Below are 24050 nucleotides of genomic sequence, written 5' to 3'. Positions count from 1 at the left end.
CGCCGGGGGCGCTCGGGCCCCGGTCCCCGGTCTCGCCAGGTGGGACCCACCCTCGGCGCGGCAAACCCTCTCATATCCGACTAAGGTGGATCGGAAAGGTAAAAAAAGCATGTCCGGCGGCTCGCGGCACCCCCGCGCGCCGTCCGGCTGTCCCTGGAGGCGTGATGACCGTACCCTCCGACGCGGCGCCGCAGCAGACACAGAGCGACCCCGAGGACGTCCTCAAGCAGCTCGGGGGCTCGTGGCGCTGGGCACTCGCCTTCGCCCTCGCGACCCTGATCCCGGGCATCCTGGTGCTCGTCTGGCCCGACGAGACGCTCCACATCCTGGCCGTGATCATCGGTCTGCAGCTCCTGGTGGCGGGCGGCTTCCGGTTCGTCGCGGCCTTCTCCCACAGCCGTGACGACGGCGGCAGCAGACTGGCGGGCGTCCTGGTCGCCATGCTGGCGTTCCTGGCGGGCGTGCTGGTGCTGCGGCATCCGATGCAGACGATCGGCGCGCTCTCGCTGATCGTCGGCGTGTTCTGGCTGCTGAGCGGAGTGCTCACGGCGTACGTCGCGATCGCCGACCGCTCGCTCGTGCACCGCGGCCTGATGTTCGGCCTGGGCGCCCTCGGCGCGGTCGCCGGCATCGTCGTGCTCTGCTTCCCGGTGGACTCCGCGGTCGCCCTGACCCGGCTGCTGGGCCTGTGGCTCGTCCTGCTCGGAGTGTTCGAGGTGGTGATGGCCTTCGCGCTGCGCTCGGCCACCCGCCGGAGCATCCCCCCGTCCCCACGGTGAACTCTCACGAGGAGTAGAGGGCCGCGACCTCCTTCGCGTACGCCTTCTCGATCGCCCGGCGCTTCAGCTTCAGCGAGGGGGTCAGCAGCCCCCGCTCCTCCGTGAACTGCTCACCCAGCACCCGGAAGGTGCGGATCGCCTCCGCCTGCGACACGAGGGTGTTGGCGGCCACCACCGCCCGCCGGACCTCCGCCGCCAGCTCGGGGTCGTTCACCAGGTCCGCGGCCGGCAGCTGCGGCCGGCCGCGCATCGACAGCCAGTGCGCGATCCCGTCCATGTCCAGCGTGAGCAGGGCCGCGATGTACGGGCGGTCGTTGCCCACCAGCACGCACTGCGACACCAGCGGATGCGAACGGACCCGCTCCTCCAGCGCGGCCGGCGCGACGCTCTTGCCGTTGGAGGTCACCAGGATGTCCTTCTTGCGCCCGGTGATCGTGAGGTAGCCGCTCTCGTCCAGCCGCCCCAGGTCCCCGGTCGCCAGCCAGCCGCCGCGCAGCACCGCCTCCGTGGCGCGGGGGTCGTTGAGGTACCCGGAGAATATGTGGCGGCCGTGCAGCCACACCTCCCCGTCGTCCGCGATGTGCACCGCGCCGCCAGGGATCGGACGGCCCACCGTGCCGTACCTCGTCGCCCCCGGCGGGTTCGCGGTGGCCGCCGCGCACGACTCGGTCAGGCCGTACCCCTCGAACACCGTGATCCCGGCGCCGTCGAAGAACAGCCCGAGCCGGCGCGACATCGCCGACCCGCCCGACATGGCGTGCCGCACCCGGCCGCCCATCGCCTCGCGGACCTTCCCGTAGACGAGCTTCTCGAAGAGCTGGTGCTCCATCCGCAACCCGGCCGAGGGCCCCGGCCCGATGCCGAACGCCTTCCGCTCGCGCGCCTCCGCGTACCGTACGGCCGCCTCCACCGCCCGGTCGAAGGGGCCCGAGCGCCCCTCCGCCTCCGCCTTGCGACGGGCCGCCGCGAAGACCTTCTCGAAGACGTACGGGACGCCGAGCACGAAGGTCGGCCCGAACGCGGCCAGGTCCGGCAGCAGCTCGGCCGCCGCCAGCACGGGCTGGTGACCGAGCTTGACCCGCGCCCGGACGGCGGCCACCTCCACCATCCGCCCGAAGACGTGGGCCAGCGGCAGGAAGAGCAGGGTGGACGGCTGCTCGCCCTGCCGGCCCTGGAACACGGACTCCCAGCCGGCCACCATGGTGTCCGCCTCGTACATGAAGTTGGCGTGCGTCAGCACGCACCCCTTGGGCCGGCCGGTGGTCCCGGAGGTGTAGATGACGGTGGCCGTCGAGTCCGGCGTCACGGCGCGGCGGTGGCGGTGCACGACGTCCTCGGCGACCCCGCGGCCGTCGGCGACGAGGGACTCCACGGCCCCGGCGTCGAGCTGCCACAGCCGCTGCAGGTGGGGGAGCCGGTCGATGACCGAGCCCACCGTCATGGCCTGGTCCTCGTCCTCGACCACGCAGGCCGTGCAGTCGGTGTCGTACAGGATCCAGTGCACCTGATCGGACGAGGACGTCGGATAGACGGGGACGGGCTGGGCGCCGATCGCCCACAGGGCGAAGTCGAAGAGGGTCCACTCGTACCGGGTACGGGACATGACGGCGACCCGGTCCCCGAAGCGCACGCCCTGGGCCAGCAGCCCCTTCGCGAGCGCGAGCACCTCGGCGGCCAGCTCCCCGGAGGTGACGTCCCGCCACACGCCGCCGGTCTTGCGGCCGAGCACCACCCGGTCAGGCTCCTCGTGGGCGTACTGGAAGACGACGTCGGCCAGTCCGCCGACGGGCGCGCCCGTGACGACCGGTGGGACGGTGATCTCGCGCAAGGCCCCGCTCCTCTCCGCGCGCCGCGGTGAACGTACCTCACGGTCAAGGGGGGTTGATCAGCAATCGGATACCTCCACAAGACCTCCCCAGTGACCTTGCTTCCCATGCCTCTGACGTGCGACGTCGGCGGTGCCGTCCGGGTTGCCGCGGGTGTTGCCGCAGGGTTTGTCGCAGGGGTTCTCGCGGGGGTGATCCCGCGGTCGCCGCCAGGGTCGCTGCCGAGGTCGTCGCCGCCGCTCCCGCCGGCGCGGGCCCGTCAGCCGGTGCGGCTGAGCCGGTCCGCGCCGGAGAGCACGGCCGCCGCCAGCGCCTCGGCCGCGGCCGAGGGGCGCGCCCCGCGGAGCAGCGCGAACTCCACCGGCCCCAGCTCCGGCAGCCCGCCGACCCGCACCAGGCCCGGCGGGATCAGCCCGCGGGTGTGCGCCATCACGCCCAGACCGGCCCGGGCCGCCGCGATCAGACCGCTCAGGCTGCCGCTCGTACACGCGATCCGCCAGGCCCGGCCCTCGCGTTCCAGCACCTCCAGGGCCCGGGCCCGGGTGATGCCCGGCGGCGGGAAGACGATCAGCGGCACCGGGCGCTCCGGGTCCACCCGCAGCCCCTCGGCGCCGATCCACACCATCCGGTCCCGCCACACCAGGCGCCCCCGCTCGTCCCCCGGGCCGCGCCGCTTCGCCAGCACCAGGTCGAGCCGCCCCGCGTCCAGCCGCTCGTGCAGCGTCCCCGAGAGCTCCACCGACAGCTCCAGATCCACCTCGGGATGCTCGTGCCGGAAGCCCTCCAGGATTTCCGGAAGCCGCGTCAGCACGAAGTCCTCCGAGGCCCCGAACCGCAGCCGCCCCCGCAGCCGCGTCCCCGCGAAGAAGGCCGCCGCACGCTCGTGCGCCTCCAGGATGGTCCGCGCGAAGCCGAGCAGGGCCTCGCCGTCCTCCGTCAGCTCCACGCTGTGCGTGTCCCGCACGAACAACGGCCGCCCCGTCGCCTCCTCCAGCCGCCGCACGTGCTGGCTGACCGTGGACTGCCGTACGCCGAGCCGCCCCGCGGCCTGCGTGAAGCTGAGCGTCTGGGCCACCGTGAGGAACGTACGCAGCTGGACGGGGTCGTACATACCGCCGATGCTAGGGGGTGTCCCGGCCGTCCCCACCGACCGGCGGGCCTCGTCACGGCCGTTGACCTGCGCACGAGACGTCCGCGGAGCCGGGGGCGGCTACGCCGTGCGCGGTGCGCCGGGTTACCGTGTCCCTTCATTTCGAGGGGGACAACTGATGTCGCACCACATGGGGCCGGGACCGTACCCGGGACAGCCGAATCCGCAGTGGGGAGGCGGCTGGCAGCCGCCGCTCCCGCCGCCTCCGCCGAAGCCCGGCGTCATACCCCTGCACCCGCTCACCATGGGCGATGTGTTCAACGGCGGCTTCGCCACCTTCCGCCAGTACGCGAAGCCCCTGATCGGCGTCATGCTCGCGGTCCAGGGGCTCGGCATCCTGGTCGTGCTCGCGGGGATCGGCGTCACCGTGGCCGCCGTCCAGGACCAATTCGCCGCCATCTTCGACCTCCCGCCCGGGGACCGTCCTGACGGTGAAGACGTGGCGACCCTGTTCCTGTCCTTCGTACCGGCCCTCGTGCTCCTGCTGGTCGTGGTCACGCTGTGCGCGGGGCTGATCAGCGCACTGACTCCCGCGGTGACGCAGGAGGCCGTGCTCGGCCGGCCCACGACCTTCGCCGCGATGTGGCGCCGCAGCTGGTCCCGGATGCCGTCCGTGCTCGGAACCGTCTTGCTCACGGGGCTGATCGTGGGCGGTCCGCTCCTCGTCCTCTACGCGATCTGCGTGCCGCTGATCGTCATGTCCGTCCACGACACCGAGCCGCCGGCCGCCGCGCTCTCCATGCTGTTCCTGGGCGTCTTCCTCTACATGCCCGTCGCGGTCTGGCTCATGACGCGGTTCAGCTTCGCGCCCGCCGCCGCCGTGCTCGAGGAAATGCGCCCCGTCGCGGCGCTGCGGCGCTCCGCCCAGCTGGTCAGCGGTGACTGGTGGCGCGTGTTCGGCATCACGATGCTCGGGTACCTCGTGGCCGGCGCCGTGGGCTACATCATCCAGATGCCGTTCAGCATGGTCGGCATGATCCCGCTCTTCCCGACCCTGATGGCGGGGGACGGGGCCGACGTGGATCCGAGCCAGCTGATCTCCGCAATCGTCGTGTACATGATCGCCACGCTGGTCGGCGGCCTGCTCAGCGCGGTGTTCCAGTACGGCTTCCCCCAGCTGGTCATCGCCCTGCTCTACGTCGACCAGCGGATCCGCAAGGAGAACCTCGCGGCGGTCCTGATCGCCGCCGTCACCCCGGCGACCGACGCCGCGACCGTCCCGGTGACCACCCCGGTGACCGCTCAGGCGACCCCGCCCGCCGCGGGGGTCGACGAGGTCTGACGCGCACCTGCTATCGCAGAGCGTGATGGCAGTGAGTGCGGTGTACGGGTTTCCCGATGACCGCCCCACCGTCGACCATGGAGGGAGCACCGCGCCCGGGCCCGTCGGCCCGGGCGCCACCCGCCCCGACAGCAAGTGAGCACCCCGCGCATGCGCCGCCCGCACCTCCCCGCCCGGCTGCCCCTGGACCCGTACGTCCTGGCCCTGCTCGGCACCGTCGGCCTCGCCGCCCTGCTCCCCGCCCGCGGCGCGGCCGCCACCGTCGCCGACGGCGCCTCCACCGCGGCCGTGGCCCTGCTCTTCTTCCTCTACGGAACCCGGCTCTCCACCAGCGAGGCCCTCGAAGGACTGCGCCACTGGCGGCTGCACCTCACCGTGCTCGCCTGCACCTTCCTGCTCTTCCCCCTCCTCGGCCTGGCCGCCCGCGTCCTCGTTCCCGGCGTCCTGACCCAGCCGCTCTACGGCGGCCTGCTCTTCCTCTGCCTGGTCCCCTCGACCGTCCAGTCCTCCATCGCCTTCACCTCGATCGCCCGCGGCAACGTGCCCGCCGCGATCTGCGCCGGCTCCTTCTCCAGCCTGGCCGGCATCGTCCTCACCCCCCTCCTCGCCGCCGGCCTCCTCGGCGGCCACGCGGGCGGCTTCTCCCCCGACTCCCTGCTCGAGATCACCCTCCAGCTGCTGCTGCCCTTCCTCCTCGGGCAGGCCCTGCGCCGCTGGGTCGGCGGCTTCCTCGTCCGCCACAAGCAGGTCCTCGGCTACGTCGACCGCGGCTCGATCCTGCTCGTCGTCTACGCCGCCTTCAGCGCGGGCGTGGCCGCGGGCATCTGGCACCAGGTCAGCCTTCCGCGGCTGGGCGCCCTGCTGCTGGTGGAGGCCGTACTCCTCGCCGTCATGCTGCTCGTCACCTGGTACGGGTCGGCGCGCCTCGGCTTCGGCCGCGCGGACCGCATCGCCATCCAGTTCGCCGGGTCGAAGAAGAGCCTGGCCGCCGGACTCCCCATGGCCAGCGTGCTGTTCGGGGCCCAGGCCGGGCTCGCCGTGCTCCCGCTGATGCTCTTCCACCAGATGCAGCTGATGGTCTGTGCGGTCCTCGCCCGCCGCCGCGCCCGGGACGCCGAGCCCGAACGCGCGGCAGACCGTGTGGCGGAGGTCTCGCCCCCGGCCCAACACCCCGCCCCCCGGGGCCGTTAACGTGCGGTAGTGACCTGGATACGCCCGCTCGGCGCGCACGCCGAACGCCCCTGCACCCTGGTGGTCTGCCGCGGCTGCTGCTGCGGCGACCCCCGGAAGAACCCCGGCTCCGACCACGCCGGCCAGCTCGCCCGGCTGCGCGAGGCCGCCGCCGCCTCCGGGGGCCGGCTGGCCGTCCGTACGAGCGACTGCCTCGGCCCCTGCGCCCAGGCCAACGTGATCGTGGTCCAGCCCACCACCGAAGCCCGCCGCCGCGGCGCCCGCGCGACCTGGTTCGGCTGGGCCCTGGACGACACCGCGACCGAGGAGATCATCGCCTGGGCGGAGTCCGGCGGCCCGGGCACGACCCCGCTCCCGGCCACCCTGGACCTCCACCGCATCGACCCCCCGGCACCGAAGCCGGCCGCGGCCTCCACGCGCCGCTCCCGCCGGGGGCGCTGACGTGCGCGACCACAACCTCGCCCGCGCGGTGACCATAGTCCTCAGCGTGCTGTTCGGTCTGCTGTTGCTGCTGGCCCTGGCCTTCGGCCTGCTGGGTGGCAAGTACTCCCCGCTGACGGAGGCGGACGTCATCGGGACCTGGCACGGCAACCGAGGAGCCCGACTCGAGGTGCTGGCCGGCGGCCGGGCCCGCCTCTCGGACGCTTCGGGCTGGGAGTGCTCCCGGGGTGAGAGGCCCGGCGTGTTCACCGGCGAGGGGAGCTGGACCCTCGGCCACCCCTCCGACGAGAACCCGGGGATCCTGCTCAAGTTCAGCCCCGACGGAACCCCCGCGGTACAGGAATGCACCGACTGGTTCTTGCTGAACGGCACCGGCAAGGGGGGCACCACGGGCGACGGCAGCGACGTGCGGGCCACGTTCCTCGACTACAGGCCTGGTGCCGTGGAGCTGTTCCGGCGCGCCGCTACAGGGTGATCCGCTCCTCGCCCGCGTAGATGTTCATGTCCGGCCCCCGCAGGAAGCCGACCAGCGTCATCCCCGACTCCAGCGCCAGGTCCACCGCCAGCGAGGACGGCGCGGAGACGGCCGCCAGCACCGGGATGCCCGCCATCACGGCCTTCTGCGCGAGTTCGAAGGAGGCCCGGCCCGACACCAGCAGGACCGCGCCCGTCAGCGGGAGCCTCCCGGACTGGTATGCCCGGCCCACGATCTTGTCCACCGCGTTGTGCCGGCCCACGTCCTCCCGCAGGTCCAGCAGCTCGCCCTGCGCCGTGAACAGCCCGGCCGCGTGCAGTCCGCCCGTACGGTCGAAGACCTTCTGGGCCGCGCGCAGCCGGTCCGGCATCGCGCTGAGGACCTCCGCGGATACCCGTACCGGATCGGAGGCGATCCCCGGGAAGCGCGTCGCCGTACGGACCGCGTCCAGGCTGGCCTTGCCGCACAGGCCGCAGGAGGAGGTGGTGTAGACGTTCCGCTCCAGCGTGATGTCCGGCACGGGGACCCCGGCGGCCAGCTGCACGTTGACCACGTTGTAGGTGTTCGACCCGTCCTCCGTGGCCCCCTCGCAGTAGGTGACGGCCTGGACGTCCGACGCCGCTGCGAGTACTCCCTCGCTGACCAGGAAGCCCACCGCCAGCGCGAAATCGTCGCCCGGCGTACGCATCGTGATGGCCAGCGGCTTGCCGTTCAGGCGTATCTCCAGCGGCTCCTCGGCCACCAGCGTGTCCGGGCGGACACCCGCCCCGCCGTTCCGGATCCGGACGACGCGACGGCGTTCGGTGACCCGTCCCATGGTGATCAGCCCTCCCCTTCAGTTTCTCGCCGGTATCCGACGACCTCATTGTCCCGGTTCCGCTTCCCACGACGCCCCCGGCAGGTGGATCCTCGGGAAGCTCCAAAATCCGGGGCCGGAATCCTGTCGGGTCACACGCACACGTACCCATCAGTAGCAGGCAAAGCTGGGTGATCCTGACTTCCGTACAAGGGGGGACCCCGCCCATGACCGGTTCACGCGTGGTGGCGCTAGGGCACTACCAGCCCGCGAAAGTGCTCACCAACGAGGACCTCGCGGCCATGGTCGACACCACCGACGAGTGGATCCGGTCCCGCGTCGGCATCCGCACCCGCCACATGGCGGGCCCGGACGAGCCGGTGGACGAGCTGGCCTACCAGGCAGCGGGCAAGGCGCTGGCCGGCGCCGGCCTGACCCCGGACGACATCGACCTCGTCCTGGTCGCGACCTCCACCGCGATCGACCGTTCGCCCAACATGGCCGCGCGCGTCGCCGCCAAGCTGGGCATGGGCGGCGGCCCGGCCGTGATGGACATCAACGTCGTCTGCTCGGGCTTCACCCACGCCCTGGCCACCGCCGACCACGCCATCCGCGCCGGCTCCGCCACCCGCGCCCTGGTCATCGGCGCCGACAAGATGACCGAGATCACCGACTGGAGCGACCGCACCACCTGCGTGCTCACCGGTGACGGCGCGGGCGCGGCCGTCGTCGAGGCCTGCGAGGAGCCGGGCATCGGCCCGGTGCTGTGGGGTTCGGTCCCGGAGATGGGCAACGCGGTCCGGATCGAGGGCTCGCCGCCGGTCTTCGCCCAGGAGGGCCAGTCCGTCTACCGCTGGACCACCAGCCAGCTCCCGCCGCTCGCCCGCAAGGTGTGCGAGAAGGCCGGGATCACCCCGGAGGACCTGGCCGCGGTCGTCCTCCACCAGGCGAACCTGCGGATCATCGAGCCGCTCGCCGCCAAGATCGGCGCCGTCAACGCCGTCGTCGCCCGCGACGTCGTCGACTCCGGCAACACCTCGGCCGCCAGCATCCCCATGGCCCTGTCCAAGCTGGTCCAGCGCGGCGAGATCCCCTCCGGCGCCCCGGTCCTCCTCTTCGGCTTCGGCGGCAACCTCTCCTACGCGGGCCAGGTCATCCACTGCCCGTGACGGCTTCCGCGGCCGCTCCCTCCGCCGGCTCGGCGGGGGAGCGGCGGCCCTCGGCGGCCAGCGCGCCGACCAGGACGCACGCCAGCGCCACCAGCTGGCCCGCTCCCGCCCACCCCGTGCCCACGGGGACGGTGGCCAGCGAGAGCACCAGGGCCGCAGCCCGGTAACGGGCCGGCCCGATGCCCAGCGCCGCCCGGAAGGCCAGGTCTCCGGCCAGGTACAGGGCGACCCCGCCCGCCAGCGCGACCGCCGGCCCGGTGTGCAGGTGCTCGCCCAGGTGCCCGATGGTCTTCTTCACGCCCGCCGCGAAGACGGCGATGCCCAGGAGCATGGGCAGGAAGGCGTAGTAGTACGCGACCATCGCCAGCCGGAAACGCCGCTCGGGCGGAGTCCGCTCGAAGACCCCCTCGGCCCGGCCCTCGTCGCGCACGAAGTACATCCACCACATCGCGGACGCCACGGTCAGGGCCAGGAAGGCGCCCCCGGCGATCCCGGGGGACAGGGGCAGCGAGCCCACCCCGATGCCGATCGCGATCACGGATTCGCCGAAGACGATGATCAGGAGCAGGCCGTGCCGCTCCACCAGGTGCGCCGCGTTCATCCCGCCGAGCTGGTCGCCGACCGTCTGCCCGGGCGCCTCCGGCTCCGCCCCGGCCCCCGCCGCCCCGCTCGCCGCGACCCGCTGGACGACCACCGGCGTCGCGAACTGCAGCAGCAGCGCCAGCATCCACAGCCCCCAGGCCGGCACGCCGTCGAAGAACCCGGCCCCGGTCACCGACAGCGCGCACAGCGCGTTGGGCAGCGCGAACCACAGGACCCCGCGCCCGTGCGCCTGCGTGTACAGCGCGCTGTGCACCAGGACGACCAGCAGGTACCCGAGCCCGAAGGCCACGCCGCCCGCCCCGAAAGCGGTGGGCACGGCCAGCGCGCACACCAGGAACGCCCCCATGGCCAGCATCAGCAGGACCCGCCGGACGGTCCGGTCCGGCGGCACCTGGTTGGTCAGGTGCGCGTAGCCCCCGTACATCCAGAACAGCACGGTGAAGATCAGCACCACCTGCCCCGCACCCCGCAGGGTCAGGTCGTCCGCCAGCAGCACCGTCAACTGCGTGATGGTGAAGACGAAGACGAGGTCGAAGAACAGCTCCAGCGTGCTGACGCGGTGCTCGGTTTCCATGCGCGGCTCCCCCCGGATGTGTGCGCAGCCATCCGACCGCCCGGCATCCCCGGTGTCCAGCCTGTATCGGCATCCGGATGTCCCACGGCGCCGTCGCCCCACCCCGCCCGACCCCGGCGAGACATCCCGTCTCGCCACGCCCTTCGGGGTATGCCCGCAGGTCAGCCCGGCGTGGCGGACGTCCACCGCTCGGATAAGTGGTCGGAACCCCGCCGATCCTTTGCTATTGTTGTCCATGTCGCCGCGGGAAACCGGGGCCGACCACCTGGTCCGGGTGGCGGAATGGCAGACGCGCTAGCTTGAGGTGCTAGTGCCCTTTATCGGGCGTGGGGGTTCAAGTCCCCCCTCGGACACAAGCGAGAACCCCACTTCGGTGGGGTTTTTGTCGTTCCAGGGAGTGATACGCCGAGCTGAAGGCCACTCGGTGTGACGGAAGGGTCGGATAGCCTCCGGGTGTCCCGCACCCGCCCGTTCCGTGGAGGAACCGCACGCCATGGCCAAGCTGCTCTACAGCGACACGACGCTCGCTGTGTCCCACCTCGTGAACGACGTCGAGCGCGGAACCATAGCCCTGCCCGAGCTGCAGCGCCCGTACGTCTGGCCGGCGGCGAAGGCGCGTGACCTGTTCGACTCCATGTACAAGGGCTTCCCCGTCGGCTCCCTGCTGTTCTGGAAGACCGGAGCCGAACCGGGCGCCCGCCAGATCGGCACCGAGACCAAGCAGGCCGTGCCGCAGCACCTCATCGTCGACGGGCAGCAGCGGCTCACCTCCCTCTACGCCGTGATCACCGGTGCCGAAGTGCTCCGGGACGACTTCACCACGCGCCGGATCCGCCTCGCGTTCCGGCCGACCGACGCCACGTTCGCCGTCACGGACGCCGCCGTCGAGAAGGATCCGGAGTACCTGCACGACATCAGCACCCTCTGGGCGCCGAACAACCGGAAGAAGGTCGTCCGGTCCTTCCTGGAGCGCCTCGCGGAGAAGCGGGAGCTGGACGAGGAGGAGAAGGACCGCCTGGACACGGCGCTCGACGACCTCCACGGCCTCGGCAACTACCAGTTCAAGATCGTCGAACTGTCCGAGACCATCGACGAGGAGGAAGTCGCCGAGATCTTCGTCCGGATCAACAGCAACGGCGTCACCCTCAACCAGGCGGACTTCATCCTCACCCTGCTGTCCGTGTTCTGGGAGGAGGGCCGGCGCGCCCTGGAGGACTTCTGCCGCGAGGCCCACCAGCCGAGCCTCGACGAATCCTCTCCCTTCAACTGGCACATCCAGCCCGAGCCTTCCCAGATGCTCCGCGTCACCACGGCGCTCGCCCTGCGCCGCGCCGTCCTCAAGCAGGTCTACGTGGTCCTCCGCGGCAGGGACCTCGACACCGGCAAGCCCTCCGCCGACCTCCGCGAGGAGCAGTTCGGCCGCCTCCAGGCAGCACAGAAGCAGGCACTGGACCTGACGAACTGGCACGAGTTCCTGCAGTGCCTGGAGCGTGCGGGCTTCCGCGGAAGCAAGATGATCAGCTCCGCCAACGCCGTGATCTACACCTACGCCCTCTGGCTGGTCGGCCGCGTCGACTACCAAGTGCCGCTCGACCGGCTCCGCGAGACCATCGCGCGCTGGTTCTTCATGGCGCACACCACCAGCCGCTACTCCGGCTCGTTCGAGACCCGGGTGGAGCAGGACCTCGCCCGCCTGTCCGGCGTGGCCGCCGGCGACGCCGATGCCTACCTCGCGACGTTGAACAAGGTCGTCGACGACACCCTCACCCAGGACTACTGGGCCATCACGCTGCCCAACAACCTCGAGACCGCTGCCTCGAAGTCCCCGGCGCTCATGGCGTACATCGCGGCGCTCAACATCCTGGACGCCGACGCCCTGTTGTCCACGGGGAAGGTGCGCACCCGTCTCGATCCGGCGATCACCGCCAAGAAGGGCATCGAGCGCCACCACCTCTTCCCGAAGAACCACCTGAAGAACAGCGGCATCACGGAGACCCCGCGGATCAACCAGATCGCCAACATGGCCCTGGTGGAGTGGAGCGACAACATCGCCATCTCCGATCAGCCGCCCGCGGAGTACTGGCCCGCCCAGGTCGCCGCCAAGCAGATCCCCGGCGACCGGCTGGCCCGGCAGCGCCACTGGCACGCGCTCCCGGACGGCTGGGAGCACATGCCGTACGACGAGTTCCTCGCGGCCCGCCGCACCCTGATCGCCTCGGTGGTCCGCGACGCCTTCACCAGGCTGAGCGAATCCACGCGGCAGACCGCTCCGGGGCACTGAGCCGGGCCCGGCCCCGGACCGTTCACGTGCCCAGGACCACCAGGCCCGACGGGGTGGTCAGGCTGCCCGGGGTGACCGAGGTGAAGGTGTGGGGGAGGGAAAGGCGGGGCCGGTCGGTGTGCGGGGCGGCGTCGAAGAGGTAGGCCGCCGCGGTCGTGGTGTCGCTGACCAGATGGGGGCCGCCCGCGGCAGCCGTGGCTCCGGTCAGCGGGGTGCGGAAGAGGCGGCGGAGGTGGCGCAGGGTCTCCGGGGTGACCGGGGCCCTCATCGGCGGGGGCTGCGCCGGGGGCTCGGCCGCGGGAGCGTCCGCGGGAGCCGGGGTGTCCGGGGGGATCGCGCCGGTCAGCAGCAGTGCGAGGAGCACCGGGACGGCCTTGCGGCGCAGGGCCGCGGTGGCCTCGGGCAGCCGGTGGGCATGGGTCGCGGGCAGGGAGAGCGCGAGGCTCCCGGCCGCGCCGCCGGCGGCGATCGGGACCGCCGAGCAGACGACTCCGGGGGAGTACTCGAGCAGGTCGAAGACGGGCGCGCCCGGTGCGACCGCGTCCAGGGCGGAGAACAGGGCCCGGCTGTCGGTGATGGTCTGCGGGGTGAGCCGGGCGGGCCGGTGCCGGGCCACGTGGTCGGCGCGGCGGTCGTGGTCGAGCTGGGTCAGCAGGCACTTGCCGACCGCGCTGGCGTGCGCGGCGGCCCGGAAGTCGACCCACTCCCGCACCGGCGGGGTCGCGGGCCCGTCCGCCATCTGCGTGATCCGCACCTCCCCGCCGGCGTACCGGCTGAGGTACACCGCGGCGCCCGCACTGTCCCGGGCCAGGGCCAGGGTGCGCTGGAGCTGGCCGGCCAGGCCGTGGCAGCCGGGGGCGGCGAGCCGGTCCAGGGCGGGCCCGCGCCCGTACACCCCCGCGCCCGCGCGGTACGCGTACTCCTCCTCGCACAGCATCGACAGGAGCCGGCGCAGCTCCGCCTCGGCGAGGCCCGACTCCCGTGCGAGCCGGGCGGCCCGCACCCCCAACGGGTGCTGCTCCAGGACGCGTACGACGGCCAGCGCGCGGCGGGCCTCCGCCAGGGCCTCGCCCGTCCCGCCCTGGACGACGGTCCCGCGGGCCGCCGCCGTCAGCGCCGGGTGGCGCAGCGGTCCCGCGGACGGCCGGCCCGCGGCCGGCGGGACCGGGGCCGCCGGAGCCGGGACGGTCGCGGTCACGGAGACGGGCGGCGCCAGGAAGGCGCTCAGCACCGCGGACAGCCCCGGCCGCGGCAGTGGCACCGCGCCCAGGTCGGGGTCCTCGAACTGGTCGACGTAGCGCAGCACGGCGGCCTGCGCGCACAGCCGGACCTCCCGCAGGTCCCGCCGGCCGCCCGGCCGGAAGCCGCGGCGGCCCAGCTCGCGCGCCCAGTGCCGGGCGTCGTGGTGCTCACCGCGCCGGGAGTGGTCGAGGAAGAGGCAGTACGCGGCCGCGGCGGTCGGCGGGCTCCCGGAACCGGCGGCGAACTGCCACCAGAAGCGGGCGCCTTCGCGCAGCCCGGCGAGGTGCAGCAGGCAGCCGAAGACGACCGCGCCGGCCAGGTCGGTGCGCCCGCCGGTGCGGAAGGAGTCGAGGTGCGTCCCGGCCTTCGGCGCGCACACGGAGGCCAGGCAGACGGCCTTGAGGTCGCGCCGCGCCCGTTCGACGTCGAGCGGGCAGTCCCGGGCCGGGTCGCTCCAGCCGTAGGCCGACCGGCGACGGGCCCGGTGTCCGGGGACCGGCCCGTGCGGTGTGGCGCGCAGCAGCCGGGCCTCGGCCGCGCCGAGGTCGTAGTACCGGTAGCGGTCGCGGACGCCCGCCCGGGCCAGGAAGTCGGCGAGCGAGCGGGGGGTCGGGTCGCCGTTCTGCCGCTCCTGGGGCTCGTACCGCTTCATGAGCCGGCTGATTCGGCTGATTCGGCTGATGCGGCGGACGTGTCGAGGAGGCGCGCGAGCCGCCGGTGGGCCTGGCCGAGGTGGGAGCGGACCGTGGCCTCGTCGACGCCCATCACCGAGGCGGCCTCACCGGGGGTGCACTGGAGCCCGTACCTCAGGAGGACCGCGTCGCGCTGCCGCTCGGCGAGCCGGGAGACGGCGGAGTAGAAGCGGATGGCGTCGGTCAGCACCTCGTACTGGTCGGCGTGGGCCTCCTTGAGGGCGGCCTCGAAGGCGCTGATGTCCATCGGCTCGGGCTGCTGCTGCCAGGGGTGGCGCCGGTGCTGCCGGTCGACCAGGCAGTGCTTGAGCACGGTCCACGCGTAGGCGTCGAGGCGGTCCATGTGGAGCATGCGGAGCCACTCGCCCATGATCGAGTCGAAGGTGGCGTCCACCGCCTCCTCCGCCGCCGCGTCGGAACCCAGCTGCAGATACGCGAAGCGCATGTACGCGGGCCGCCGATTGGCGTGGAAGGCCCAGTACGACAGGCGCGCCGTCGGACCCCACTGGCTCATGGGAGTCGGCCGCCGACGCCGGCTCGGTAGTCCCACGGCCCCACCGGACTCCTCCGGTCCGCCATCGTTCACCGCTCCACCTCCATCCCCTGTGCGCAGAACAGGAAAGCAGCGCGGGCGCACTCGGAGGGCGCAGAGAAGAAAGCTGGAGGCATTGCGTCGGCAATGATCGAGCCATGATCGATCTTGATCGCGCAGGGCTCCAGCCAGCGCATATGCATATGCCCGCTGCCGGTGCCGCCGGACCTCGGGTCCGGTGCCCTGCCGTCCGCCTGTACCATGGGCCCGATCGCGAGGGCCGTGACGGAGAGGTCACTGCCCTCGCTTTTGCGTTATGTCCCCCATGAACAAATGCGGCGCGTGGCCTTTCGGCGGTTCGATACGATGAACCGCACTCACAGTCCGTCACGTCACGTGGTACCGCACAGAGGAAATGGAGCATCCGAGGATGGCTCGACACCTGATCACCAGCGCGCTTCCGTACATCAACGGGATCAAGCACCTGGGCAACATGGTCGGGTCGATGCTTCCGGCGGATGTGTACTCCCGGTACCTCCGCCAGCGCGGCCACGACGTCCTCTACATCTGCGCCACCGACGAGCACGGCACCCCCGCCGAACTCGCCGCCAAGGAGGCCGGCATCTCGGTCGCCGAGTTCTGCGCGCAGGCCCACGACGCCCAGAAGGCGGTCTACGACGGCTTCGAGCTGTCCTTCGACTACTTCGGCCGCAGCTCCTCCGCGCAGAACCGCGAGATCACCCAGCACTTCGCGCGCAGGCTCCAGGAGAACGGCTTCATCGAGGAGCGCGCGATCCGGCAGGTCTACTCGCCGGTCGACGGCCGCTTCCTGCCGGACCGCTACGTCGAGGGCACCTGCCCGCACTGCGGCTACGACAAGGCCCGCGGCGACCAGTGCGAGAACTGCACCCGCGTCCTGGACCCCACGGACCTGATCGAGCCCCGCTCGGCCATCTCCGGCTCCACCGAGCTGGAGGTCCGCGAGACCAAGCACCTCTTCCTCCTGCAGTCCAAGCTCCAGCACGAGGTCGAGGCCTGGGTCTCCGAGCACGAGGAGGAGTGGCCGCAGCTCGCCTCCTCCATCGCCCGCAAGTGGCTGACCGAGGGCCTGCACGACCGCGCCATCACCCGCGACCTCGACTGGGGCGTCCCGGTCCCGGCCGACACCTGGCCCGACCTGGCCGCCGAGGGCAAGGTCTTCTACGTCTGGTTCGACGCCCCGATCGAGTACATCGGCTCGACCAAGGAGTGGTCGGACCTGGACCCGGCGAACCGCGACTACAAGTCGTGGTGGTACGAGGCCGAGGACGTCCGCTACACGCAGTTCATGGCCAAGGACAACGTCCCGTTCCACACGGTGATGTTCCCCGCCACCGAACTGGCCACCCGCGAGCCGTGGAAGAAGGTCGACTACGTCAAGGCCTTCAACTGGCTGACGTACTACGGCGGCAAGTTCTCCACCTCGCAGAAGCGCGGCGTCTTCACCGACCAGGCGCTGGAGATTCTCCCGGCCGACTTCTGGCGCTACTTCCTCATCGCCAACGCGCCCGAGTCCGACGACTCGTCCTTCACGTGGGAGCACTTCGCCGCCACGGTCAACAAGGACCTCGGCGGCACCCTCGGCAACTTCGTCAACCGCGTCCTGACCTTCTCCCGCAAGAAGTTCGGCGACGAGGTCCCCGCCGGCAGCCCGGCCGGCGAGGCCGAGGCCAAGCTGGGCGAGCAGATCGCCGAACTGCTGGCCGAGTACGAGGGACACATGGAGTCCCTCCAGTACCGCAAGGCGGCGGCCGCGCTGCGCGCCCTGTGGTCGGCCGGCAACGCCTACCTGGACGAGAAGGCCCCCTGGCTGGAGGTCAAGACCGACCTGGACGGCGCGGCCCTCACCCTGCGCACCGCGATGAACCTGATCCACCTCTACTCGGTGGTCTCCGAGCCGTTCATCCCGGCCTCGGCGCGCGCCATGCGCTCCTCCTTCGAGCTCGCCGACGACACGGCCACCTGGGTCACCCCGGAGCAGGCCCGCTCCCTGGACGCGGTCCCGGCCGGTACGCCGTTCACCGTGCCGCCGGTGCTCTTCGCGCGGGTCACCGAGGAGGACCTGGAGTCCTACCGCGAGCGCTTCGGCGGTTCCCCGGAGGCCTGAGCCTTCAAGTGACGACACCGTGAGGGGCGCGGCCTTCGGGCCGCGCCCCTTTCGCGTGCCCGCCGGGCCGGGCACGGTAGGGAAAACCCCACCGCACAGTGTCCACCTGGGCGTGCAGACCCGGTGGGGGCCGCGCGGCTGGAATGGGTCCATGACCCTTTCCCGTACCGCCCGTTGGACCGCGGGCTGGCTGCTCGCGGCCGCCTGGGCGCTGTCCTTCCCGCTCCTGTCCCCGCTGGAACCCCACCGGCTGTGGGGCTGGTGCGCGGCCTGCGGGTACCTCGTCGCCGCCGCGGCCACCGCCCTGGGACGCCGCCGCACCGCCCTCGCCGCCGTCGCCGTACCGCTGCTGTGGCTGGTCCTGACCGGCCGGGGACAGTCGGAAGTGATGGTCATCGAACGGTCCGGGCGGCTCCTGCTGGAGTCCGGCCGGCTCTACGTCGACCGGCCCGGGGCCGTCGGGGAGTACACGCCGTACCTGCCGGGCATGGCCCTGCTCGGCATCCCGCGGGCCCTGCTCGGCGGCGGGGACGGCTGGGCCGTCCGGCTGCTGGGCGATGCCCGGATCTGGTGCGCGGCGGCCCTGTTCACCGGCCTGTGGGCCGGGCGGAGGCTGCTCGGAGCGGCCCGCTCACCGCTGCTTCCCGTGCTCGTGGCCTCGCCCCTGGTGGCCATGCCCCTCGCCGTGAGCGGGGTGGACCTGCCGCTGGCCGGGCTGTGCTGCCTGGCGCTCGCCGCCGCGGCGTCGGGCCGGCCCGTGGTGGCCGGCGCGGCCCTCGCCGGGGCGTGCGCGCTGAAGTGGACGGCGCTGCCCGCGGTGGCCGTCGCGGTGGCCCTGCTCGCCGCCTGCCGGGGCGGTCGGCCGGCGGTGCGCTGCGGACTGACGGCGGCGGTCGGCACGGCCGTGCTGGTGCTGCCCGGTGCGCTGCTGCAGCCGGGCGAGCTGTGGCGGCAGGTGTTCGCCTTCCCCACCGGGCGTGCGGAGGTCGCGACCCCGGCGGGCAGCCCGCTCCCCGGACACCTGCTGGCCGAACTGGGCTCCTGGGGCTGGTACCTGACGACGGCTCTGCTCGTGCTGGGCGGCCTGGCCGTGGCCCTCTCACTGCTGGTCCGGCCCCCGCGCACGCTGGTCGCGGCGGCGGACCGCCTCGCGATCGGCCTCACCACGGCCTTCCTGCTGGCCCCCGCGGGCCGCTTCGGCTACCTGGCGCTCCCGGTGCTGCTGGCCCTCTGGTCCCGCACGGTCGCCGCGCCCGCGCGCCCCACCCGTATCGTGGCGGGCTCCCGGCAGCCGGGAATGCTTCCGGCGGTGGTGCGCGGGTCCGGGGGCGGCTCCCGGCGGTAGCCGGGGAGCGGGATCCGGAGGAGACGGCCTATCCGTCGGCGCCGCGCAGGTGGGCCAGGACCGCGAGGACGCGGCGGTTGCCCTCGGTGGCGTCCAGGTCCAGTTTCGTGAAGATGCTGGACGCGTGCTTGACGACCGCGGCCTCGGTGATGAACAGCCGTGCGGCCAGGGCCTGGTTGTTGAGGCCCGAGGCCATCAGGGTCAGCACCTCGCGCTCGCGCGGGGTCAGCCGGGCCAGTGGCCGGTCCTCGGAACGGCGGCTGAGCAGGACCCGTACCACCTCCGGGTCGATGACGGTCTGGCCGTCCGCGACCCGCTGGAGGGCGTCCAGGAACTCGGCCACCTCGCCGACGCGGTCCTTGAGGAGATAGCCCAGCCCGGCCGCCGAGGCACCGGTGAACAGCTGCGTGGCGTAGGCCGTGGCGATGTACTGGGAGAGCACGAGCACGGGCAACGAGGCGTCCCGGGAGCGGAGTTCGAGCGCCGCCCGCAGGCCTTCGTCGCGGAAGCCGGGCGGCATCCGCACATCGGTGACGACGGCGTCCGGCCGCTCCGCCTCCACCGCCCGTACGAGCTCCTCGGCGCTGCCGACGGCCGCGAGGACCCGGTGGCCGCCACGGGTGAGGAGTTCCGTCAGCCCGGCGCGCAGCAGGACGGAGTCCTCGGCGAGGATCAGCCGGAGCACGGGACCTCCACGCGCAGTTCGGTCGGCCCGCCCACGGGACTGGACACCACCAGTCTGCCCTTCAACATCGCCACCCTGTCCGCGAGTCCTGCCAGGCCCGCCCCCGCGCCGGGGTCGGCGCCGCCGCGGCCGTCGTCGGTGACGGAGAGGGTGAGCCGGTCGCCCTCGACCCTACCCGCGACCGCGATCCGCGAGGCGCCGCTGTGCTTGGCGGCGTTCGCGAGGGCCTCGGTGACCGTGAAGTAGGCGGTGATCTCCACCGGTTCGGGCAGCCGGGGCAGGTCCAGGTCCACCGTCACGGGCACCGGGTGGCGCAGGGCCACCTCGGTCACGGCCGCCGCGAGCCCGTGGTCGGTGAGCACCTGCGGGTGGATGCCCCGTACGAGGTCGCGCAGTTGCTCCAGGGCCACCTTCGCCTCGCCGCGGCCCCGCGCGACCAGCGCGGCGGCCTCCGCGGCCTGCGGCAGTCCCCGCAGTTCCAGCTCGGCGAGGCCCAGGGTCATGCTGAGCGCGACCAGCTGCTGCTGGGCGCCGTCGTGCAAGTCCCGCTCGATGCGGCGCCGTTCGGCCTCGAAGGCCTCGACGAGCCGGACCCGGGAGCGGGTGAGCTCCAGGACCCGGTCGGCCTCCTCGCGCGGCCCGAGCAGCCGGCGCACGGTCGCGACCTGAGCCCACGCGAGCAGGGCTCCCGCGTACGCGGCCACCACCAGCCCGGCCAGTCCGGCCGCCGTACCGCCCAGGCCCTCCAGCGGGCCGGACACGGGCCGGCCGGGGATCAGCATCACGTGGTCCGGGGCGATGGCCCAGACGGTGACCGGGGTCGCGACGAGGATCAGGGAGAACGCCACCAGCGCGATCACGAGGAACCCGGCCGCGCCGAAGGCCGGCCCGAGCAGGGCGGCGTACCCGAACTCCCGCCAGGTGGCCCGCTCGCGCAGCCGCGTCCGCAGCCAGGCCGCGGGCCCGGCCCCGGCGAGCGAGGCGTGCGGGTCCGCCACGTGCACGGGCTCCACGCACCGCAGCCGCCACCGCTCCAGCGCCCCCAGCGGCACCCCGGCGACGACCGCGCAGAGCAGGAGCAGCAGCCCGATCCCGGCCACCGCGAGCACCACCCCGAGACCGACGAGCAGTCCGAGGACGACCAGGACCGGATAGCCGATGAGGAATCCGCCGCCCGCGTACGCCCAGCACCGCCAGGGCCACCACGAGACCAGGAAGCGCAGGGGCCGGCGCATCGCCGCCCGGACGGCGACCGGTGGTTGGGCAGACGGTGGCTCGGCCGCCGCGGCGGCGAGGGGGAGGGAGTCGGACATGTGACCCCAGTCTAGGAGGTGCCGGCCGGTACTCTCCGGGTTCGTCGCTCAGCCGGTCCGTACGAAGGTCCGTACCGCCGTGTCGAAGTAGCCCCGTGCCTCGCCGGAACGTCCGACCGGCGACGAGACCCAGACGTCGTACAGCCGGCCGCCCTCCTCCCAGCACAGGTCGCGGGTCTGCCGGGGGCCCTCGGCCGGCGAGAAACCGTTCCAGGTGAACAGCCAGAGGGCGGCCTCGTGGCCGTTGTGCGTGCTGGCCGTGACCCCGGCGTCCCGGTAGCCGGGGTTGTTGGACGGCCCCTTGGCGTGGGCCCGTTGGTGCACGGCGAGCGGCCCGCCCGACTCCGGATCGGCCACCTTGATGCCGATGCGGAAGGTCTCACCGGGGGACATGTAGAAGATCCGGGGACCCTCGACTTTGCGCGTGAAGCCGAGGGGGACGGCGAGCGAGAAGCCCTCCGGGTCCTCGGCGACCCGGTAGCCGGCCGGGGCGCCCTTGTCGTCGGAGGACGGGGAGACCGGCTGCGGCGCCGCCGGCGCCGCCGGCGCCGCCGGGGTCACCGTGGGGGCGCTGGGGGAGGGCGTGGGGGTCGTGGACGAAGGGGTCGTGGGTGCGGGGGCCGGGGAGGTGGCGGCCGGGTCCGGGGCCGAGCTGCGGCCGCCGGCAGTCCCGCTCGTGGAGGCCTGTCCCCGGCGTTCGTCGTCGTTCATGAGCAGCGCGGCGGCGGAGACGCCCGCCCCGGCGATCGCGGCCACCAGCAGGCCGGCGATCAGCGCGGCCGCCGGCCGCCGCTTCCCGGGTGCGGGGACGGGTGCGGGGGCTGCCGCTGCCGCGGGCGCGGTCACGGGCGCCGTCGCCGGCACGGGAGCCGCCGTCGGGACCCGCGGCGGAGCCGGTGGCGGTACGGGAGCCGGTACGCGCGCCGGTACGGGCGCAGGCGCGGGTACGGCGGTCCCGGACACGTCCTGCGTCGGCGTGTACTCCGGCGCCGCCGCCGCGTACGCCCGCAGCAGCCGCTCCGCCTCCTCCGCGCCGAGCCGCTCGGCGGGATCGCGCTCCAGCAGCCCCTGCACCACCGGCAGCAGCGGCCCGCACGCGGCGGGCGGCCGGATCTCGTCGTAGACCACCGCGTGCAGCACCCCGCCGAGCGAGTCCCGCCGGAACGGCGACGCGCCGCTCACCGCCGCGCAGAGCAGGGCGCCCAGCGACCACAGGTCGGACTCGGGCCCCACCGGCGCCTGCGCGGACATCCGTTCGGGCGCGGTGTACTCCGGGGAACCGACGAAGGCTCCCGTCGAGGTCAGCGTCGTCGCGCCCGCCACCTGCGCGATCCCGAAGTCGGTGAGCACGGGCCGGCCGCCCGGCGCCTCCAGCAGGACGTTCGCCGGTTTGATGTCCCGGTGCAGCACCCCCGCCGCGTGCGCCGCGCGCAGGGCGCCGAGCAGGGCGATCCCGATCCGGGCGCCCTCCGCGGGGTCCACCGGGCCGCTGCGCGCGAGCCGGTCGGCGAGGGAGCCGCCCTCGACCAGCTCCATGACGATGTACGGGCGTTCGTCGTCCTCGACGATGTCGTGCACCACGATGATGTGCGGGTGCTTGAGCTGAGCCGCTGCGCGGGCCTCGCGGAGCGTGCGCTCGCGCTGGAGCCGGGCCTCGTCCTCGGACAGCGCGGGATCGAGCGCCACCTCCTTGACGGCGACGCACCGGCCGAGCAGCTGGTCGGTGGCGCGCCACACGATGCCCATGCCGCCGCGGCCGAGCTTGGCGTCCAGCCGGTAACGCCCGGCGATCAGTCGGGCGTTCTCCCCCTGGGTCCCCATGGCGCCATCATGCCGCATCGCTGCCGCGGGCCGGGGCCGGGCGCACGCACGAGTGGAGGCACGAGCGCACGCACGAGCCCGACGCGCGACCGGGTGACATGACCCGGCGTCAGGGTCACCGATCCGTCCGCGGCGTGTCGAAGGCGGGCCTTGATCGTTTCTTCAGCGGTGACCTTTGCATCTGCTGCGGATTTCGGGAGGACGCGCGTGACCGCTTGGCAGTACTTCGCCGGGGCGGGGCTGGTGGCGGCGCTCTGCCCGCTGCACGGCCACGTGGCGGTCGCGGGTGACGGCCACGGCCGCGGCGCCCGCGTGGACCTGTGCGTGCCGATGAAGGGACCGCAGCCGAAGGGGCCACAGCCGAAGGGGCCGGTCGCCCTGCCGTCCGGACGGCCCTCGGTGCGGGCGGCCGTGCCCGGAGCCGACCGGCCCACCGTGCACCACCCGGGGCGGATGCCCGCGCCGGCCGTCGCCGTGCCCGCACGGCCGGCGCGGCCGGGACTGCCCCAGCCGGCGGAGCCGCCGGTCGTGCCGGCTCCGGCGGCGCCCTCCGCGGAGGCCGGGGCCGGGGACGCGGAGCCGCCGGGGCCCGCGCCGGATCCCGGGGGCGCAGCCTCAGGAGCGCCCGCCGACGCACCCGCCCCGCCCGCACCCAGGGCCGCCGCCGCCTCGCGCGTGAGTGCCTTCCACGTGCGTCCGTACCGTGCGGTGGTCCTGGAGCGGCGCGGCCCGAACGGAATGTCCACCGTGATGCTCATGGTCGTCGTCACCACCCCGGCCGTACTCGCCGCGGCCGCCCTGCGTCCGCGCTCCAAGGGCCGCGGCTGACGGCCCGTTCCAGGAGCCGCGGCCGCCCGCCGCGCCCCGTCGACCCCACCCACCCCACCCACCCCACCCACCCCACCCACACCGGGAGAATCCACGTGTCCGAATGGCTGGTCCTGGCCATTGCCATGGCGCTCGTCTGCGCCGTCGTCCTCGCCATCACCACGATCCGGCACCGCCGGGCCGCGGATGACGAGGACACCAGCGAAACCCCCGACGTCATCGAGTACATGACGATGATGGTGGGCGTGGTCTACGCCATCGTGCTGGGCCTGGCCATCGCGGGCGTCTGGGAGGCGCGCGGCGCCGCGGAGGACAGCGTGCGCCGCGAGGCCCAGGCGCTGTACGAGGTCACCCAGCGCGCCGACGTCTATCCGGCCGCGGTCCGCGACCGGATCCGCGGCGAGGTGGACGCGTACGTCTCCCACACCGTCGCCGTGGACTGGCCGCTGCTGACCTCCGGGGAGGGGGCGTCGGCCGAGGGTGCTCAGCTGCTGGGCAAGCTGCGCAGCGACGTCACCCACCAGAGCCCGGCCACCGAGCTCCAGGCGCAGGCCTACCAGCCGCTGCTGGACCACATCGCGGCCGCCGACGACGCCCGCCACTCGCGGACGCAGAGCTCCGAGTCCACGCTGCCCAGCGTGGTGTGGTTCGGGCTGCTGGTCGGCGGGGTGGTCACCGTCGGGCTGATCTTCACCCTGCAGATCCGCCGCTCCGGGCGGGAGCTGCTGCTCGCCGGACTGTTCAGCGCGCTGATCGTGTTCCTGCTGTTCATGGTGTGGAGCTTCGACGCGCCCTACGGGCGGGACGGGATCGACTCCGCGGGGCCGTTCCAGGACCTGTTCCCGAAGACGGCGGTGGCCGCGGCCCGCTGAGCCCGCA

The 24050-nt window shown here is 73.3% G+C and carries 19 protein-coding genes, 1 tRNA gene and 1 pseudogene; 12 read left to right on the top strand and 9 right to left on the bottom strand.

Translation table 11 applies throughout. From position 1 onward, the window contains the following. The first annotated feature begins 164 nt into the window (after nt 1-164). Nucleotides 165-779, top strand: coding sequence for a DUF308 domain-containing protein (locus ACIPYQ_RS25590; RefSeq protein ID WP_361751763.1), 615 nt, complete (start codon nt 165-167; stop codon nt 777-779). A 4-nt stretch (nt 780-783) separates the two neighbouring features. Here ACIPYQ_RS25590 and ACIPYQ_RS25585 read toward each other — a convergent pair whose 3' ends face one another. Both ACIPYQ_RS25585 and ACIPYQ_RS25580 read right to left on the bottom strand, forming a co-directional pair. Continuing rightward, entirely contained in the window at nt 784-2607 is a 1824-nt protein-coding gene (locus tag ACIPYQ_RS25585; protein WP_401255342.1) for an AMP-dependent synthetase/ligase, read from the bottom strand. A 257-nt stretch (nt 2608-2864) separates the two neighbouring features. Then, nucleotides 2865-3716, bottom strand: a complete 852-nt coding sequence (locus ACIPYQ_RS25580; protein ID WP_401255339.1) for a LysR substrate-binding domain-containing protein — start codon at nt 3714-3716, stop codon at nt 2865-2867. 157 nt (nt 3717-3873) lie between these two features. On the opposite strand from ACIPYQ_RS25580, the gene ACIPYQ_RS25575 reads away from it, so the two are divergent. From ACIPYQ_RS25575 to ACIPYQ_RS25560, 4 genes are all read left to right on the top strand, one after another. Next, a complete protein-coding gene (locus ACIPYQ_RS25575; protein WP_401255336.1) occupies nt 3874-5037 on the top strand; it encodes a hypothetical protein in 1164 nt (387 codons plus the stop codon). 150 nt (nt 5038-5187) lie between these two features. Continuing rightward, nucleotides 5188-6228: a bile acid:sodium symporter family protein gene (locus tag ACIPYQ_RS25570; RefSeq protein WP_401255333.1), complete on the top strand. Its 1041-nt coding sequence runs from the start codon at nt 5188-5190 to the stop codon at nt 6226-6228. 9 nt (nt 6229-6237) lie between these two features. Then, nucleotides 6238-6669 carry a (2Fe-2S) ferredoxin domain-containing protein gene (locus ACIPYQ_RS25565; RefSeq protein ID WP_401255330.1) on the top strand — a complete coding sequence of 144 codons (432 nt, stop codon included), beginning with the start codon at nt 6238-6240 and terminating at the stop codon, nt 6667-6669. A gap of 1 nt (nt 6670) precedes the next feature. Further along, the gene (locus tag ACIPYQ_RS25560; protein ID WP_401255327.1) at nt 6671-7144 is read left to right on the top strand and encodes a hypothetical protein; all 474 of its coding nucleotides are present in this window, start codon (nt 6671-6673) and stop codon (nt 7142-7144) included. Here the strand turns inward: ACIPYQ_RS25560 and fdhD are convergent. Continuing rightward, nucleotides 7134-7961, bottom strand: a complete 828-nt coding sequence (fdhD, locus tag ACIPYQ_RS25555) for a formate dehydrogenase accessory sulfurtransferase FdhD (protein ID WP_401255324.1) — start codon at nt 7959-7961, stop codon at nt 7134-7136. The two genes, ACIPYQ_RS25560 and fdhD, sit on opposite strands and share 11 nt — an antisense overlap. 206 nt (nt 7962-8167) lie before the next feature. Between fdhD and ACIPYQ_RS25550 the strand changes: the two genes are divergently transcribed. Next, complete coding sequence (locus ACIPYQ_RS25550; RefSeq protein ID WP_327412547.1) at nt 8168-9109, top strand: beta-ketoacyl-ACP synthase III; 942 nt, start codon at nt 8168-8170, stop codon at nt 9107-9109. Here ACIPYQ_RS25550 and ACIPYQ_RS25545 read toward each other — a convergent pair. Next, on the bottom strand, nt 9093-10286 hold the full coding sequence (locus tag ACIPYQ_RS25545) for a low temperature requirement protein A (protein ID WP_401255320.1): 1194 nt from the start codon (nt 10284-10286) through the stop codon (nt 9093-9095). The two genes, ACIPYQ_RS25550 and ACIPYQ_RS25545, sit on opposite strands and share 17 nt — an antisense overlap. A 268-nt stretch (nt 10287-10554) precedes the next feature. Here ACIPYQ_RS25545 and ACIPYQ_RS25540 point away from each other — a divergent pair. Both ACIPYQ_RS25540 and ACIPYQ_RS25535 read left to right on the top strand, forming a co-directional pair. After that, nucleotides 10555-10639, top strand: a tRNA-Leu gene (locus tag ACIPYQ_RS25540). A gap of 140 nt (nt 10640-10779) precedes the next feature. Next, nucleotides 10780-12567: a DUF262 domain-containing protein gene (locus ACIPYQ_RS25535; protein WP_401255317.1), complete on the top strand. Its 1788-nt coding sequence runs from the start codon at nt 10780-10782 to the stop codon at nt 12565-12567. A gap of 343 nt (nt 12568-12910) precedes the next feature. Here ACIPYQ_RS25535 and ACIPYQ_RS25530 read toward each other — a convergent pair. Next, nucleotides 12911-13630: pseudogene (locus ACIPYQ_RS25530) on the bottom strand (IclR family transcriptional regulator C-terminal domain-containing protein); the annotation flags it as partial. Between the two features lie 827 nt (nt 13631-14457). Continuing rightward, nucleotides 14458-15015 carry a sigma factor-like helix-turn-helix DNA-binding protein gene (locus ACIPYQ_RS25525; RefSeq protein ID WP_401255314.1) on the bottom strand — a complete coding sequence of 186 codons (558 nt, stop codon included), beginning with the start codon at nt 15013-15015 and terminating at the stop codon, nt 14458-14460. Between the two features lie 448 nt (nt 15016-15463). Between ACIPYQ_RS25525 and metG the strand changes: the two genes are divergently transcribed. Both metG and ACIPYQ_RS25515 read left to right on the top strand, forming a co-directional pair. Further along, nucleotides 15464-17179, top strand: coding sequence for a methionine--tRNA ligase (gene metG, locus ACIPYQ_RS25520; protein ID WP_361751785.1), 1716 nt, complete (start codon nt 15464-15466; stop codon nt 17177-17179). Nucleotides 17180-17330: 151 nt separating this feature from the next. Beyond that, complete coding sequence (locus tag ACIPYQ_RS25515; protein ID WP_401255310.1) at nt 17331-18524, top strand: glycosyltransferase 87 family protein; 1194 nt, start codon at nt 17331-17333, stop codon at nt 18522-18524. A gap of 28 nt (nt 18525-18552) precedes the next feature. Here ACIPYQ_RS25515 and ACIPYQ_RS25510 read toward each other — a convergent pair whose 3' ends face one another. Genes ACIPYQ_RS25510 through ACIPYQ_RS25500 form a run of 3 tightly spaced genes read right to left on the bottom strand, consistent with a single transcriptional unit; the run spans nt 18553 to nt 22343 of the window. Further along, complete coding sequence (locus ACIPYQ_RS25510) at nt 18553-19209, bottom strand: response regulator (protein ID WP_401255307.1); 657 nt, start codon at nt 19207-19209, stop codon at nt 18553-18555. Further along, on the bottom strand, nt 19197-20522 hold the full coding sequence (locus tag ACIPYQ_RS25505; protein WP_401255304.1) for a sensor histidine kinase: 1326 nt from the start codon (nt 20520-20522) through the stop codon (nt 19197-19199). The genes ACIPYQ_RS25510 and ACIPYQ_RS25505 overlap by 13 nt, the downstream gene beginning before the upstream one ends. A gap of 48 nt (nt 20523-20570) precedes the next feature. Continuing rightward, nucleotides 20571-22343 carry a serine/threonine-protein kinase gene (locus ACIPYQ_RS25500; protein WP_401255301.1) on the bottom strand — a complete coding sequence of 591 codons (1773 nt, stop codon included), beginning with the start codon at nt 22341-22343 and terminating at the stop codon, nt 20571-20573. 207 nt (nt 22344-22550) lie between these two features. Here ACIPYQ_RS25500 and ACIPYQ_RS25495 point away from each other — a divergent pair, with 207 nt between their 5' ends. Beyond that, nucleotides 22551-23171, top strand: coding sequence for a hypothetical protein (locus tag ACIPYQ_RS25495; protein WP_401255298.1), 621 nt, complete (start codon nt 22551-22553; stop codon nt 23169-23171). Nucleotides 23172-23266: 95 nt separating this feature from the next. Continuing rightward, nucleotides 23267-24043 (top strand): hypothetical protein, encoded by a 777-nt coding sequence (locus ACIPYQ_RS25490; RefSeq protein WP_383572403.1) that lies wholly within the window; start codon nt 23267-23269, stop codon nt 24041-24043. The last annotated feature ends 7 nt before the right edge of the window (nt 24044-24050 follow it).

This window comes from Streptomyces sp. NPDC090045 (assembly GCF_044747975.1).
Classification (GTDB): Bacteria; Actinomycetota; Actinomycetes; order Streptomycetales; family Streptomycetaceae; genus Streptomyces.
This window is presented reverse-complemented; position numbering and strand designations above follow the sequence as displayed.

What these genes read in the sequence shown, in the direction of transcription:
- ACIPYQ_RS25545 (WP_401255320.1), bottom strand. Translation starts at nt 10,286, where the DNA reads ATGGAAACCGAGCACCGCGTCAGCACGCTGGAGCTGTTCTTCGACCTC.
- ACIPYQ_RS25500 (WP_401255301.1), bottom strand. Translation starts at nt 22,343, where the DNA reads ATGGGGACCCAGGGGGAGAACGCCCGACTGATCGCCGGGCGTTACCGG.
- metG (WP_361751785.1), top strand. Translation starts at nt 15,464, where the DNA reads ATGGCTCGACACCTGATCACCAGCGCGCTTCCGTACATCAACGGGATC.
- ACIPYQ_RS25580 (WP_401255339.1), bottom strand. Translation starts at nt 3,716, where the DNA reads ATGTACGACCCCGTCCAGCTGCGTACGTTCCTCACGGTGGCCCAGACG.
- ACIPYQ_RS25590 (WP_361751763.1), top strand. Translation starts at nt 165, where the DNA reads ATGACCGTACCCTCCGACGCGGCGCCGCAGCAGACACAGAGCGACCCC.
- ACIPYQ_RS25515 (WP_401255310.1), top strand. Translation starts at nt 17,331, where the DNA reads ATGACCCTTTCCCGTACCGCCCGTTGGACCGCGGGCTGGCTGCTCGCG.
- ACIPYQ_RS25550 (WP_327412547.1), top strand. Translation starts at nt 8,168, where the DNA reads ATGACCGGTTCACGCGTGGTGGCGCTAGGGCACTACCAGCCCGCGAAA.
- ACIPYQ_RS25505 (WP_401255304.1), bottom strand. Translation starts at nt 20,522, where the DNA reads ATGTCCGACTCCCTCCCCCTCGCCGCCGCGGCGGCCGAGCCACCGTCT.
- ACIPYQ_RS25525 (WP_401255314.1), bottom strand. Translation starts at nt 15,015, where the DNA reads ATGAGCCAGTGGGGTCCGACGGCGCGCCTGTCGTACTGGGCCTTCCAC.
- ACIPYQ_RS25535 (WP_401255317.1), top strand. Translation starts at nt 10,780, where the DNA reads ATGGCCAAGCTGCTCTACAGCGACACGACGCTCGCTGTGTCCCACCTC.
- fdhD (WP_401255324.1), bottom strand. Translation starts at nt 7,961, where the DNA reads ATGGGACGGGTCACCGAACGCCGTCGCGTCGTCCGGATCCGGAACGGC.
- ACIPYQ_RS25570 (WP_401255333.1), top strand. Translation starts at nt 5,188, where the DNA reads ATGCGCCGCCCGCACCTCCCCGCCCGGCTGCCCCTGGACCCGTACGTC.
- ACIPYQ_RS25575 (WP_401255336.1), top strand. Translation starts at nt 3,874, where the DNA reads ATGTCGCACCACATGGGGCCGGGACCGTACCCGGGACAGCCGAATCCG.